Here is a 12604-nt window from a genome sequence, read left to right as displayed (position 1 = left end):
AGGAGAAACTGCCGCTTTATCTGGGGTTCTTTGAGTTCGTACACAATGCCCGTAAGCGAGGAAAGGCACTGCTGGGCAACCTATTGGAGACCTTGTTGAACTAGCTCCCCAAAATCCGTATTGAGCCTTTGCTTTACGTCAAGCGTCACTACATTCACAAAGAGTACCTGCGCAATGCCATTGCCAAGGTCGTCAATGCCGTCCTGCGCTCACGCATGGAGCCAATTTGGGGGGAGGGCACCTCTGCCTGTGCCTCGGACTCGAAGAAGTTTGGCGCGTGGGATCAGAATCTGATGACCGAATGGCACCAACGCTATGGTGGCCCTGGTGTGATGATCTATTGGCATGTGGAGAAGAAGTCAGTGTGCATCTACTCTCAGCTCAAAACCTGTTCTTCTTCTGAAGTCGCTTCTATGCTCGAAGGCTTGCTGCGCCACAATACCGAGATGAAGGTAGAGCGCAACTATGTCGATACCCACGGTCAAAGCGAGATCGCCTTTGCCTTCTGCCATCTGCTGGGGTTTGACCTGATGCCCCGATTGAAGCGGATCGGGGCTCAGCGATTGTACTTCCCGGAGACGGGCACTAAGGCGATGTACGAAAACTTGCAGCCAGTGTTGAGTCGGGCGATTGATTGGGACTTGATTCGCAGGCAGTATGACCAGTTGATCAAGTACGCGACCGCGCTACGATTGGGCACGGCTGAAACCGAGGTTATTCTCAGACAATTTAATCGCAGTGAAACCAAGCACCCGACCTATCAAGCTTTGGCAGAACTGGGTAGAGCTGTCAAAACGATCTTCCTCTGTCGTTATCTGCACTCAGTTGAACTACGACAGGAAATCCAGGATGGCTTGAACGTGGTGGAGCGCTGGAATGGGGCCAACGACTTTATTTTCTATGGGCGCGGCGGCGAATTTGCTAGCAATCGGCGTGACCACCAAGAGCTAGCAGCCTTGGCGCTACATCTGTTGCAGATCAGCCTGGTTTATATCAACACGCTGATGATTCAGCGCGTACTCAGTGAGCCGGCGTGGTGGGCGCAGATGCAGACAGAGGACTTGCGGGCGCTGACACCGCTTTTGTGGAGCCACGTCACACCTTATGGCGTGTTCAGGTTAGATTTTAGCGATCGCATCGATCTAGACCCTATCGACAGCGCACTATTATCAGCCTAAAAGGGGTTGAGTAGCTGTTGGCACAGCAACCATACCGCTGCTGGGAAAATGCTGAAATGCCTTGCTCTATCGAGCGTACGACCGCTCGCTCCTGGTAATGGCCGAGCTGATGGGTCTCACCAAGGTAAGACATTTCAGACGTACTACAACAGCTCAATTCAGGCCGAATTTAGGCCAAGCACTTGTCAGGTTCTGAGACTCAGTTCAAGACCATAAAACAGCAATTCAGCTCTAGAAATGCGTGTATAGTTCATAGGAACTAAATGGCCCCAAATCGCAGCTTCGCTACTTTAGGGCCATTTACCGCTTTTTCACGCCAGGGCTCTCTGCCTCTGCCTCCTTGGAGGTCATTGGACGTCATGGGGCAACACCGAGCGTCAAATGGCGCAGTAGCCCCAGCCGCGAGGGTAGCTACGCCCTGGAAGGGCTACGCATCCGAACCGTTCAGACACTACGCCATCCCTGGCGGGGTGAAATGCCCCTAAACTCCAACTACCAGGCGTTTTAGCAATTTTCGGGGGCGGGATGATCACAATAGATCCTCTGCCATTGCCCCACCGGCCTTGGCCCCTTTAAGGGGTTGTGAGGGATGGGTAGCGGCGGCAATAATCAACAAAATGCCCCCAGCAATCGCCAGGGGCAGAGGTGAAATTCTATTTACGCTAGACAGCTTACCCCTGCTATCGCCCCCACTGCCAAGGGTCTACTTCTCCAAGTTCTCCTGCCTTAGCCGGTGAAACTTCTCCGCCGCACTGTCGGCATAGCTCTTGATCGACTCATAGCCCGCCTGGGGTCGAGTGTCGTGAGCCAGCTCAGGATTGCCCGAGTACCACTCCGCCGCCACCCGCTTCACCGCCGTATTCATATCGTGGCCCGCCTGGATTTGCCGCTGGAGAGCACTCTCCAGCTTGACCCCCACGATCTGCTGCTGAATCTCGGGACTTTGCAAAAACTCCTGAGGCGACACATCGCGGCCCAATACATCGTAATCCCAGCCGCAGTTGCTCTTCGGCTTGCCGTCCCAGGAGCAATTGAGATTCTGCGGCATCACCTGCCCTAGCCCTAGCGCCCCCGTGTCAGGGTTGACGGCCCTGGGGTCACCGCCCGATTCCTTGGCAACAATCGCCTGGTAGAGCGCAAGCGTATCCCCCAACCTCTCATTCGGCTTGCGACCATTGAGTGCCCAGACCAGATAGCCCTTCTGCGGAGCCTGGGCCACGCCCCCCTGCCGCTGCTCCCAGTGCAGGTGAGCGCCCGTGCTGCTGCCCGTGTTACCCGTCTTGGCCACCACCGCCCCGGCCCGGTGCTCTCCCCCCTTGCAGTGGGACAGGTGAGCCGCCCGAAACGTGATCTCAGGGAACGCAGAACTGGTCATATCCGCCACCGTGCCATAACCCTTCGGGTCATTCCAGCAGCGCACCGACACCCGATCGCCCGCGTAGCCGATCGCATGAACCGACACCCCCTCAGGCGTCGGCAGATCAATACCCGAATGCATCCGCATCTCCTGGTGGATGGGGTGCATCCGCAGACCAAAGCCCGAGTTGACCGTGTAGCCTGCGATCACATCCCCTTTGCTAATGGAGGCTTTGAAGTCATCGTCGTAGAATCCAGCCACCGCCTCAGCCACGGCGCTGACCTTCCTGAACCGTGCCCCCCAGGTTTCATTCGTCTCTTGATCCACCATCACCCACACCGAGGTAGCGATCGCCCCCACGCACCCCAGCTTGAGCACCAGCTCGCCCGCCTGCATCGCCGTGCCAATCACGTAGCGCCAGGTGGGGGGCAGCTCCGACCAGTGGGGCTTGATGTCCTTAACGGTTGAGTTCACTGTGGGTCACCTCCCCCTCCGACACCGTCACATCGAGGGCCAGGCCGTTGTCCAAAGCCCAGCGGTAGACCCCGTTACCCAACGCACAGGCAGGCTGCCCCAACCACTCCAAAGCCACAGATTCTGATTCCCCTACCAATGCCCTGCGCAGCTCAGCCTTGGTGGCATCGAGGGCCACCGGGTCAGGAGTCACCGCCACGCAGGCTTGCAGGCGGGCATCCTCGCCAGACAGACGATTCACCAGCTGCCACGCCGCAGGTTGATGGGTGTTGACCCACGACTTCACTCCGTAGACTGGGTTGTAGAACTGCCCCCGCCCCGGCTGCTTTAGGTCTAAAAATGCGGCCCCGACGAACAACGCCGCCAGGGCCAGCAGGTACCGAGTTCTGATTTGCCAGAACAACATCGCTACTCCCCAACCTTCACCGCGCGAGTGTAGGGACGGGTTTCTATGGGCTGTCCTACCCGCTCTTCGCCGGTCAAGACCTTGTGAGCGCTGCCCGCAATACTCTGCGTCGGTACCACCAACATCGCCCCGAAGTTAGTCCCCGCCACCACCGGATTCCAGATGTCGCCCCCGGCTTTGACCGCCGAACCCTGAAGCACATTCAGCCCCGCCGAGAGCACAAACAGCCCGCCCCACACCGAGATAAACGCTCCACCCATTGTCTGTAGCGGGTGGTTCCGCAAACAGCTGAGGCCGCTGCGAATCACCGGGAAAATGCTCCAGGGATCGGTAGTGGGCGTGATAACAAAGATCGGCTTACGCTTGCCGCTGGTGGCATCAAACCAGCCGCCATCCTGCACATTCGAGCGTATGGCATTGCGCGGCGCGAGCTGGACACCGCTGCCCCGCCCCGGCGAGCTGAGCTGAGGTGTAATGTCGATGATTTGCCCGTCGATGATCTCAGGGCCGTTGTTGCCGTTGGTGAGTTGATTGTTCTTGGAGCTAGCCATTAGGAATTTTCCTCAATGATGGATTTGATACGGTCAAATAAGTCACAGCCCTCCTGGTACTTGTGCCCCTGGTAACCCAGCACCTCCTTGATCACCCTGGAGCGCGACATCCCCTGGGCTAGGGCGTTGGTTACAGCGATGATCAGGGGCAGATCTGGCCCCTGGGAGGCCTTTTGAAACTCGGTTCGGTTTGTAACCGATTCGGCTGTATGCGCTGCTGTGCCGTGGTTACCGCGAGTTATGCCGCCGGTTATCGAGGCCGAACTTAGTTCGGGCACTTCATAGGCCACCATCGGTAGCCATTCTTTGACTTCTGAGTGGTAGAAGACCGCCTGCTTGGGTGAGAACGATCGCTCAAAAATCACCTCATCCTCAATCGGTGGAATGCTGGTGTCAGACTTCCGCAGGCTCTCTAGATGGCTCTGGCTGCTGGGGGTCTGAATGGTCAGCAAATCAAACGTGGCTCTCATGCCACCGCTGACCCCGATATCGCCCACCAGCGACGACTGAGTAATCGCCCACAGCGCCCGGTCGTCCGTCTCCCCCGACGACAGCTCCATGGTGAGCTGCGACTTGAGGAACCCCTCGTACCAGGTCTTAAAAGCTGTCTTCATCATCGCCAGCTCGTCGATGATCAGCACCTTGGGGCGCTGAGGCAGCTGTCGCCAGGCGAAGATGAACCGCTGCATCTGCTCGCAGATGTCGTCAATATCTTCCTTGGATTCCAACGAATCTGCCATGAACCCGAGCACGTTGTCAGCCTGCTCCCAGTAGCCGTGCTCCTTGGGGTGGTACTTAGGCTGAATCACCCACACCACTGCGCCCTGTTTCACCTGGGCCTGCCGGTAAGCGTGGGCCACCGTCAGACCTTTGCCGACCCGAGGGTTAGCCGAGATTAAGGTAGGCCGCATACGAGCGGCGAGAATAGCGGCAGGGTTGCCGACCCGGAAAGACTCGGTCGCACCAGCAAAAGGCACCTGCCCGTTCCAGCTCTGGGGCTCGGGTTGAATCTGAGGGCCTGCGATCGCCACCTTAGGCTGTTCTCCCCCCAAGGCCCAGGCCACCCCGCAACCGACGGCCACAGCTCCAAAGGCGATTGCTGCAGGCAGATAGGGATAGGTTTTCTCGTAGCGAATCTGAGCCCCATTGGCGAAGGCTTCCAGGTCAGCGGGGGTGAGATTGCTGGCAGGCCGTTGCAGACCACAGAACAGCCCCAGAGCCGCCGCTCCAACCGAGCCATAGAGCAAGTAATGCTGCTTCATCGAACTCCCCTCCCGAATCGCACCGCTACGGCTCGAACGGCTGACAGCACCAGCAGAAACACCCCCCAGCCCAGCAGCAACGCGACCAGAAAATCCGCCAGTCGCGTCAAGACCATAATCAGGACGATGCCGGTTAGGGGGGCGACAATGGCGGTTTGGAGTAGATGCTCAGGCGTTGAACGCCACAGCAGAAACCAGATGAAACGGGTGTAGTTAATCGCGTACTTCATGGGCCTGCACCTCTTTAGACAAGGAGTGTTGCCGGTCGTGGTACTGCACCAGGTTCTCGATCGCGACCACCGCCAAGTTGGTCGGCGGGTCTTGGGGCAGGGCCGTCATCGACCGAGCTGCCTCCACGGCCTCAACTCGGAAGAGTGCCGCATTAGCCTGTCGCCAATCGCGATCGCCCTTAGCGGCATCCAACATCACCTGGGCATCACGCTGGTAGCGGTTGAGGGGGCAAATAAGCTGCTGCTGGTAACACGGGTCAGTGGGCTTCAGAACATCCTGTTCCGCCTGCTGGCGGTAGCGGTAGGCCTCATTGTTGAGCACCGACCGACCGACATCGGCCAACACCAAACGACTGTCTTCGTAGTTGCCCGAGAGCCGGTCTTGGGCCGCCGCCAGCACGTTCTCGTAGTTAGGGGCGGGCAGTTCGCTCTGATAGGTGCCCTCGTCCCCGGTGCGGCCAGACTGAGCCAAGGCGAAGGCAATGCCGGAGAGGGCCGCCACCGCAATGCCACCGGCAGCCCAGTAACGGCGGTTTTGCCACCAGGGAACGGGCGTTAGGTAGATGTTTTGGATGGGTGATGCACCGCCAACGACCTCGCGACGGTACGCGAGGGGGACGGCAGGGGGAGTGAATTTGGCTTCCATGATGGTTACAACCAGAGTTACGGCGTTAACAGGATGAAAACGGCGGTTATCAGGGCTAAACCCCCTAACCAGCAGCAGCGGTATCGGGCTCGGTGGACTTTCCCAAAGCTTTCAGCGTTCCAAGGGCATCGGCTAGGGATTTGGTTTCGTCTGTCTGGGCCGCATCAAGCTGGCTAGTCTGCAAGCGGTAGAGGCGCTGCTCTAGGGCTAGCTCCTGGGCCTTAGCGGCGATCTTGCTTTGGGCTTGTTTAGTGGCTTGTAGGCGCTGCTCACGGGCGGCGATGTCATCGGCAAGTGCCCCTTGAATCAGATCGGCAGTCTGCAAAAACTGCTCGGCTACGGCTAAGGGGTCATCAATTACCAGCGCTTCAGAGTCCCGAAACTGGGCTAGGTCTATGGTCATGCCTTGGTAGTTGGGCAAGTCGATGCTGGTGCAGTGGTTGCCAGTGTGGATGGTTAGGCCCCCAACAATGGGCTTGGAAGTGGCTACAGGGCGGCAGAATTGGGCGGTTGCTGCCTCTACAGCGGCTGGGCTAAGTCCGTTGCTGGTGCTGTAGCCGTTGTCATTCAACCAGCGGCGCACGGAGGTTTTGGGCAGGTTGCCGTTCTCTTTGCAGAACGAGTGAAGGCTTACTGGTTCGGTCATAGCTAAAAATCCTCTGAACCTTTGCGGGTACGGGCCTGGCGCGGCATGGCACGACAAACAGTGAGCCAACTAGGCCCAGCTCTGTACCTATGCCGTTTCGCGTCTTGACCAGAAGATAACATAATGATGACTAATATGTTACTATTCAGTCATCTTTTCTCTTGGCAGTTACTAATCAGTCAGTAGCCCTTAATATTGGAGCCATGAAGTGACGACCAAAATAGTGGCAAAGCGTTTTTACATTTCGCTGCCCGATGGGCTTGCAGAATATTTAGAGGATTGGGCCGCAAAGGAGGGCAACAAGCCAACCACGCTGGCGGCTTTCCTGGTGGAGCGTGCCATTAGAGACAAGATGGATTCTGAGCAGGGAGGTAAGGTATGACCCAAAGCAGCGATCGCCTAGACCGTGTAGAAGCCCTGCTGGCCACCGTGGCAGAAAGCCAGGCCCGCACTCAAATTATTGTTGAGCAGAATGCCGCTGGCCTGCGCGAAACCCGTGCGATCGCCGACAGCAACGCTCGTGCGATCGAGGCCTGGTCATCTCGCATTGAGGACGGCATAGCTGAGGCCGAAGAGGTCAGCAGCTCCATGGCAGCCAATACCAATCGGCGCATGGAAGAGGCCATTACCGACACTGTGGCGATGATTGCTGACCTGGGCCGACAGCAGCAGGAATCTAACCAGCGCCACCAGGAAACCGATCAACGTTTTGAGGTGTTTTTGGCTGAGGCCAGAGCTGACCGCCAGCGCTCTGAACAACTCAACGCAGGGCATAGCCAGCGCTTTGAGACTTTCCTGCAAGATGCCAGGGCCGATCGCCAGCGCTTTGACGAGGCGCTGGCTAGGGCAGATCGCGATCGCGCCCTCAACGAAAGCGAGCACCGGGCCTTTCGCGAAACGTTTCAGACCATGCTGGCTCAAATTGCCCAGCTGTGGCAGCGGGTGGCAGGATGACCACCGCAGACAAGGCCAAACGCACCACGGTTGCGATCGGCCTATTAAATGCAGAGGGGTACCAAATGCCCAACAGTGAGTATCGGATGAGCTTGTCGAGTGCGGCTGACGCAGTTGGGTTAGCCCCTAGAAACGCTTTCGATTTCTTGCGATCAAAGGCAGCCAAACGCTTGCTGGGAGAGGGGTTTACGGATTCGATTGCTGAAATCGAGGTGGAACCCAACCCAGAGCAAACCAGGGGCCAAACTCGGATTCAGGCAATCCCCTTGGCCGTGGTTAGTAAGTACTGGCTTTGGCAAGCCTACCGGGGGAATAAGCAAGCTTTTGCCCTGGTAGATGCCCTGCTAGAGGAATCCATAGAACGCCGGTTTGACGCCGCCTTTGGGGTGGAGCGTAGCGAGAGCGATCGCGAGGCGGTGCTCACCCAGCGGCTCCAGAAAACAGAGGCCGATTTAGCCGTCCTGGGCGAAGTCTACGCAGAACCCGACGCCCTGCGCGAACAGGTAGCCCGTCTAGAACAGCAGCTCCGCGACGCTGGTCTAGAGCCCTGGCAGTTACCGCCAACCGAGCAGTAACCACAGTCTTTTGTTGCACGTTAGGAGGCCGATACCACCCCCAAAAACCCAGTGAAATCAAATATCTAGAGTCTGCTTGCCCGACATAGACACCTGTACTATGATCCGGCAATGATTGACGCCCCGCTGGGCTGACCACCTGGCGATCGTGTGAATCAGTGTTAAGCGTCCTGACCAGACCCTTAATACGCAAAAAGAACCGGCAGCAAATGCCACCGGCTCTTTAAAAAGCGAAAGCCCGAGAGGACCAGTTCCCGAGCCGCGCGCAAATTCATTGTGTGGCTATGGTAACACCGGATCTCTCTCGGGGCAATACCCATTGCTCTTTTTTAGGAGAGAGAGGCCCCCATGACCGCATCTATAGGATGGGGCGAGGAGTCGCATAGAACTCCCCGTTCCGAACCCCTCCCCGCTGACCCCACCGGCCAGCGGCTGTGTGAACTCTTTGGCCACTACCCTTGGAGCTTTATCCGCGCCGACCTGCCGGATGACGCCACCACCAAAGCCGCCTGGACGACCGTTAACACCTACCCGCTGCGGCCTCGGGTGCTGTGGAACCAGTGGCAAGACGCCAACCAGCTGATCGGCGTCCGCTTTACCCACGACACCCGCTACGCCCTGCTCGACCTCGACGCCGGTGGCGACTACTGCACCGCCGAAGGCGTCGCTCAGATCCGTGCCGCCCTAGAGACCATCGGCATTACCCGCACCCTGCTGATTCGCTCCAGCTGGAGCGGCGGCCTGCACCTCTACCTCCCCTTTGCTGAGCTGGTCAACACCTTTAACCTGGCCGTCACCCTCAAGGAATGTCTCCAGGCCCAGGGGTTTCGACTCCAGGCGGGGCAGCTCGAAATCTTCCCCAACGTCAAAGCCTACGGCGTTCAAACCTTCATCGAATACATGGGCCACCGGCTGCCCCTCCAGCCGGGCAGCGGCTCCTGCCTGCTCGACGATGCCCTCAACCCCATCGGCAGCAGCCTAGCCCGATTCTTCTGGCTCTGGGATGGTGCAGCTAGTCATCAAGACATGGATGCCCTGCGCCATGCGATGAAAATTGGCCGTGACAACCACCGCAAGCGACCCAAACGCCGCAGTCACCCCGTCGAGAGCTGGCGACACGACCTTGACCTTGAGATCACCGAGGGCTGGACCGATTACGGCCAGACCAACCACCTGCTCAAAACCATTGCCTGCTACGGCCACGTCTTCGAGGGCATCCAGGGCCAAGCCCTGATCGACTACACCCTGCGCATCGCCCTCACCTGCCCCGGCTACGAGCAGTACTGCCGCCACCAGCACGACATCGTGCGCAAAGTCACCGCCTGGACCAGAGCCGTTGAAGGCTACTACTGGCCCCTGGGCACCACCCCCAGACGCGACACTAGCCAGCCCAAAAACAACTTGGTGCCCTTCAACCAGCAGCAGGCCGAAGATGCCCAGCACCGGATCTGTATTGCCTACGGAGAGCTAGAGCAGGCCGGAGAGCTGCCTGAGCAGATTACGGCCAGGGCGAAGGCGATCGCCCAATTGGCCAAAGTCAGCCAGCAGACCCTCTACAAGCACCTCAACCTCTGGCACCCTGCCCACCAAGAGGGTGTAATAGCCCAGCTAGCAAGCCTTCTAGCCTCTGAAGAGGCTATTTCTGAAGTAATGCCAGAATCGCTAAAGCCCCTGGAAATTAAGGAATTACACCCCTCGGAGAGATATATGAAGGGTGAGGCGCTTTGCGCCGGTGATTTGGGTTCGGATTTAAATTCTTTTTCTCCGGAAAGGGGGGTGCGGGGGGATGAGTCCTCTTTTCCACAGGAACCTGCTGCCTACGACCCGGACTTACACGAACAGATTCAACACCAGATTCGGAGTTTGGGTTGGTCTGTGGAGGTGATTCGCCAGTTCATAGCTGACCGGTTTGGGGGCAAACGCTGGTTGGAACTAGCAGAGGATGAGCGGTTACTACTGCTTTATCATTTGCGTGGGCTTGATTCCCTCAATGTTGGAGAGCCTGCTGATGTGACTATCCAGAAATCCTTACAAACTAACCGTTAGGTTTTTATTCAAGTAGCAGGGATATGGGGAAAACCACCGGTTTCACGGCTCATCCGGCTGATCGTCTCCCAGCTCTTTCACAGCGGCTTCCAACTCCATTTCCAGCTGCTCAGCAGTCGGTAGACTATCTTGCAGAGCTGGTGGGAGTTCGTCACGTACCATGTACGTTGAGACACCGATCGGGTGCTGTACAGCATCAAGGGCGTACTCAACGACGGTTTTGCTTTTTGATTTACAGAGAATAATGCCAATGGTCGGATGATCTCCCTCAGCGCGTAGCGTGTGGTCAACTGCTGAAACGTAGAAATTCATCTGGCCTGAGAAAGCAGGTTTAAACTCCCGCATCTTAAGGTCAATAACGATATAGGCCCTAAAGTAGCGAAGCTGCGATTTGGGGCCATTTAGTTCCTATGAACTATACACGCATTTCTAGAGCTGAATTGCTGTTTTATGGTCTTGAACTGAGTCTCAGAACCTGACAAGTGCTTGGCCTAAATTCGGCCTGAATTGAGATGTTGTAGTACGTCTGAAATGTCCTACCTTGGTGAGACTCATCAGCTCGGCCATTACCAGGAGCGAGCGGTCGTACGCTCGATAGAGCAAGGCATTTCAGCATTTTCCCAGCAGCGGTATGGTTGCGTCACGGAGCAGCTATTCAAGTCGGCCAAAAATCGTTGAATGCTTTGCTGCCAGAGCCTTTCGGCTTATTTTCAGTTAATGTGAGCCGAATGTCTTGTTTGCAAGCTGTTCGCACTTAATCTGAGCCCATTCGCAAATAATGTGAGCATGAGGGGGCTCTTATTCGCATCTAATCTGAGCCCAAAATCGCCTTGTTTGCGAGCACGGGCTCCGCTGTTTGCGAGCCACTATACCTAACCGATGCGGCTAAAGCTGTGGGCTTGAACTACGACTACGCCCGTGTCGTCGTGCAAGAGTACAACCGCGATGGCGCTGCTGGCCTGCGCAATCGACGCAAAGACCAGCGACCGCACCAGTCTCGTAGTCTGCTCAGCCCCAAGCAGCTCGAAGACTTAGAGGCTCGATTGCAATCCCCACCAGACGATGACGGCGTCTGGTGGGGGCCAAAGGTAGCGCGCGTTATCGCCGAGGTGATCGGGGTGCCTAAGGTCTGGCCCCAGCGAGGGTGGGACTATCTCAAGCGCTTGGAGCAATCGCTGCAAGTGCCTCGTCCCCGGCATCGCAAGGGTGACTCGGAGGCACAGGAGGCTTTTAAAAAAACTCCCGGAGCGTAAAGCTGAGCTTGAGCAGCAGTATCCCGAAGCCCTCGTCGAAGCGTGGTCGTTTGATGAGCATCGCCTCGGCTTGAAACCCATTATTCGCAAGGTGTGGGCCAAAGTTGGGCAGCGACCGTTGGCCCTCGTTGATCCGCGCTACGAGTGGACGTATCTCTAAGGGTTTGTTCATCCCACGACTGGCGATACCGAGTGGTTCATCCTGCCTCGGGTGAATGGCGCTTGGTTTAACGAAGCCCTAGCCGCCTTTACCGAGCAAGTCGGGGCTGGCCCGCATAAGCAGATCCTGTTGGTGATAGATGGGGCCGGATGGCACATCGGGAAAGACCTCGTCATACCCGACGGCATTCATCTGGAGGTGTTACCGCCCTACTCACCCGAGTTGCAACCGGCAGAACGGCTCTGGCGTCTCGCCGATGAACCCTTAGTCAACCGCTGCTTTGACGCCCTCAGTGATCTCGAAGAGGTCCTTGAGGCTTGCTGCCGCACGTTGCTGTCAATGCAATCGGAGATTAAAGCCTTGACCAATTATCACTGGTGGCCTGCATGACAAGCCTAATCGTTTCGGGGGTATGCTATCCGGATTTAGTATAACCCTCTTCTGTCAGTCTTGTCAGAGAAAATTGGAGACAAGCTTCTTCCGTTGCCTAAAGCTCTGCTAGCTGGTAAGTAGGTGACGAGAAAATGACCTCCTCGGGTTTCCTCTGCCCAAAGTGATTAAAGAGGGATAACCCTCTTCTGTCAGTCTTGTCAGAGAAAATTGGAGACAAGCTTCTTCCGTTGCCTAAAGCTCTGCTAGCTGGTAAGTAGGTGACGAGAAAATGACCTCCTCGGGTTTCCTCTGCCCAAAGTGATTAAAGAGGGATAAGTTCTTATACCTCTACGACTTTGGCGACTCCCCCACTGTGACAACAATAGATGAGACAGCTAAGCCAGTCCGAATTAAAGTAGAAGGAACGGTTATCGCGCATGTCAGACTCTATGCCATCGCAGCTCTTGAATCATGAACATAATGGAAAAGCTGCC

At 56.9% G+C, this 12604-nt stretch carries 14 protein-coding genes and 2 pseudogenes; 8 read left to right on the top strand and 8 right to left on the bottom strand.

Features of this window, described 5'->3' with window-relative positions; genetic code table 11:
• A pseudogene (locus tag IQ273_RS35955) lies at positions 1-104 on the top strand (DDE transposase); the annotation flags it as partial.
• A 12-nt stretch (positions 105-116) separates the two neighbouring features.
• Positions 117-1178 (top strand): annotated as a pseudogene (locus IQ273_RS22775) (transposase); the annotation flags it as partial.
• A 703-nt stretch (positions 1179-1881) separates the two neighbouring features.
• Here IQ273_RS22775 and IQ273_RS22770 read toward each other — a convergent pair.
• The 7 genes from IQ273_RS22770 to IQ273_RS22740 form a co-directional block, all read right to left on the bottom strand.
• Entirely contained in the window at positions 1882-3009 is a 1128-nt protein-coding gene (locus tag IQ273_RS22770; RefSeq protein ID WP_194025452.1) for a peptidoglycan DD-metalloendopeptidase family protein, read from the bottom strand.
• Positions 2993-3415 (bottom strand): hypothetical protein, encoded by a 423-nt coding sequence (locus IQ273_RS22765; protein WP_194025451.1) that lies wholly within the window; start codon positions 3413-3415, stop codon positions 2993-2995. The genes IQ273_RS22770 and IQ273_RS22765 overlap by 17 nt, the downstream gene beginning before the upstream one ends.
• A 2-nt stretch (positions 3416-3417) precedes the next feature.
• Positions 3418-3966: a hypothetical protein gene (locus IQ273_RS22760; protein WP_194025450.1), complete on the bottom strand. Its 549-nt coding sequence runs from the start codon at positions 3964-3966 to the stop codon at positions 3418-3420.
• Entirely contained in the window at positions 3966-5228 is a 1263-nt protein-coding gene (locus IQ273_RS22755; protein ID WP_194025449.1) for a hypothetical protein, read from the bottom strand. Before IQ273_RS22755 ends, IQ273_RS22760 begins: the two co-directional genes overlap by 1 nt.
• A complete protein-coding gene (locus IQ273_RS22750) occupies positions 5225-5458 on the bottom strand; it encodes a hypothetical protein (protein WP_194025448.1) in 234 nt (77 codons plus the stop codon). Before IQ273_RS22750 ends, IQ273_RS22755 begins: the two co-directional genes overlap by 4 nt.
• Entirely contained in the window at positions 5442-6104 is a 663-nt protein-coding gene (locus IQ273_RS22745; protein WP_194025447.1) for a hypothetical protein, read from the bottom strand. The genes IQ273_RS22750 and IQ273_RS22745 overlap by 17 nt, the downstream gene beginning before the upstream one ends.
• A 64-nt stretch (positions 6105-6168) precedes the next feature.
• Complete coding sequence (locus IQ273_RS22740) at positions 6169-6750, bottom strand: hypothetical protein (protein ID WP_194025446.1); 582 nt, start codon at positions 6748-6750, stop codon at positions 6169-6171.
• 208 nt (positions 6751-6958) lie between these two features.
• On the opposite strand from IQ273_RS22740, the gene IQ273_RS22735 reads away from it, so the two are divergent.
• From IQ273_RS22735 to IQ273_RS22720, 4 genes are all read left to right on the top strand, one after another.
• The gene (locus IQ273_RS22735; protein ID WP_313898201.1) at positions 6959-7132 is read left to right on the top strand and encodes a ribbon-helix-helix domain-containing protein; all 174 of its coding nucleotides are present in this window, start codon (positions 6959-6961) and stop codon (positions 7130-7132) included.
• On the top strand, positions 7129-7704 hold the full coding sequence (locus IQ273_RS22730; RefSeq protein WP_194025445.1) for a hypothetical protein: 576 nt from the start codon (positions 7129-7131) through the stop codon (positions 7702-7704). The genes IQ273_RS22735 and IQ273_RS22730 overlap by 4 nt, the downstream gene beginning before the upstream one ends.
• Positions 7701-8279, top strand: a complete 579-nt coding sequence (locus IQ273_RS22725; protein WP_194025444.1) for a hypothetical protein — start codon at positions 7701-7703, stop codon at positions 8277-8279. Before IQ273_RS22730 ends, IQ273_RS22725 begins: the two co-directional genes overlap by 4 nt.
• 348 nt (positions 8280-8627) lie before the next feature.
• Entirely contained in the window at positions 8628-10325 is a 1698-nt protein-coding gene (locus tag IQ273_RS22720) for a hypothetical protein (RefSeq protein WP_194025443.1), read from the top strand.
• A 42-nt stretch (positions 10326-10367) separates the two neighbouring features.
• On the opposite strand, the gene IQ273_RS22715 is transcribed toward IQ273_RS22720, so the two are convergent.
• A complete protein-coding gene (locus IQ273_RS22715; protein ID WP_313898203.1) occupies positions 10368-10688 on the bottom strand; it encodes a PDDEXK nuclease domain-containing protein in 321 nt (106 codons plus the stop codon).
• A gap of 467 nt (positions 10689-11155) precedes the next feature.
• Between IQ273_RS22715 and IQ273_RS22710 the strand changes: the two genes are divergently transcribed.
• Both IQ273_RS22710 and IQ273_RS22705 read left to right on the top strand, forming a co-directional pair.
• Positions 11156-11578, top strand: coding sequence for a winged helix-turn-helix domain-containing protein (locus tag IQ273_RS22710; protein ID WP_228053635.1), 423 nt, complete (start codon positions 11156-11158; stop codon positions 11576-11578).
• 211 nt (positions 11579-11789) lie between these two features.
• The gene (locus tag IQ273_RS22705; protein WP_194025441.1) at positions 11790-12128 is read left to right on the top strand and encodes a transposase; all 339 of its coding nucleotides are present in this window, start codon (positions 11790-11792) and stop codon (positions 12126-12128) included.
• The last annotated feature ends 476 nt before the right edge of the window (positions 12129-12604 follow it).

The sequence above is a fragment of the Nodosilinea sp. LEGE 07298 genome, from assembly GCF_015207265.1.
Classification (GTDB): domain Bacteria; phylum Cyanobacteriota; class Cyanobacteriia; order Phormidesmidales; family Phormidesmidaceae; genus Nodosilinea.
The sequence above is the reverse complement of the archived record's forward strand: the minus strand, read 5'-3'. Positions and strand labels throughout refer to the sequence as shown.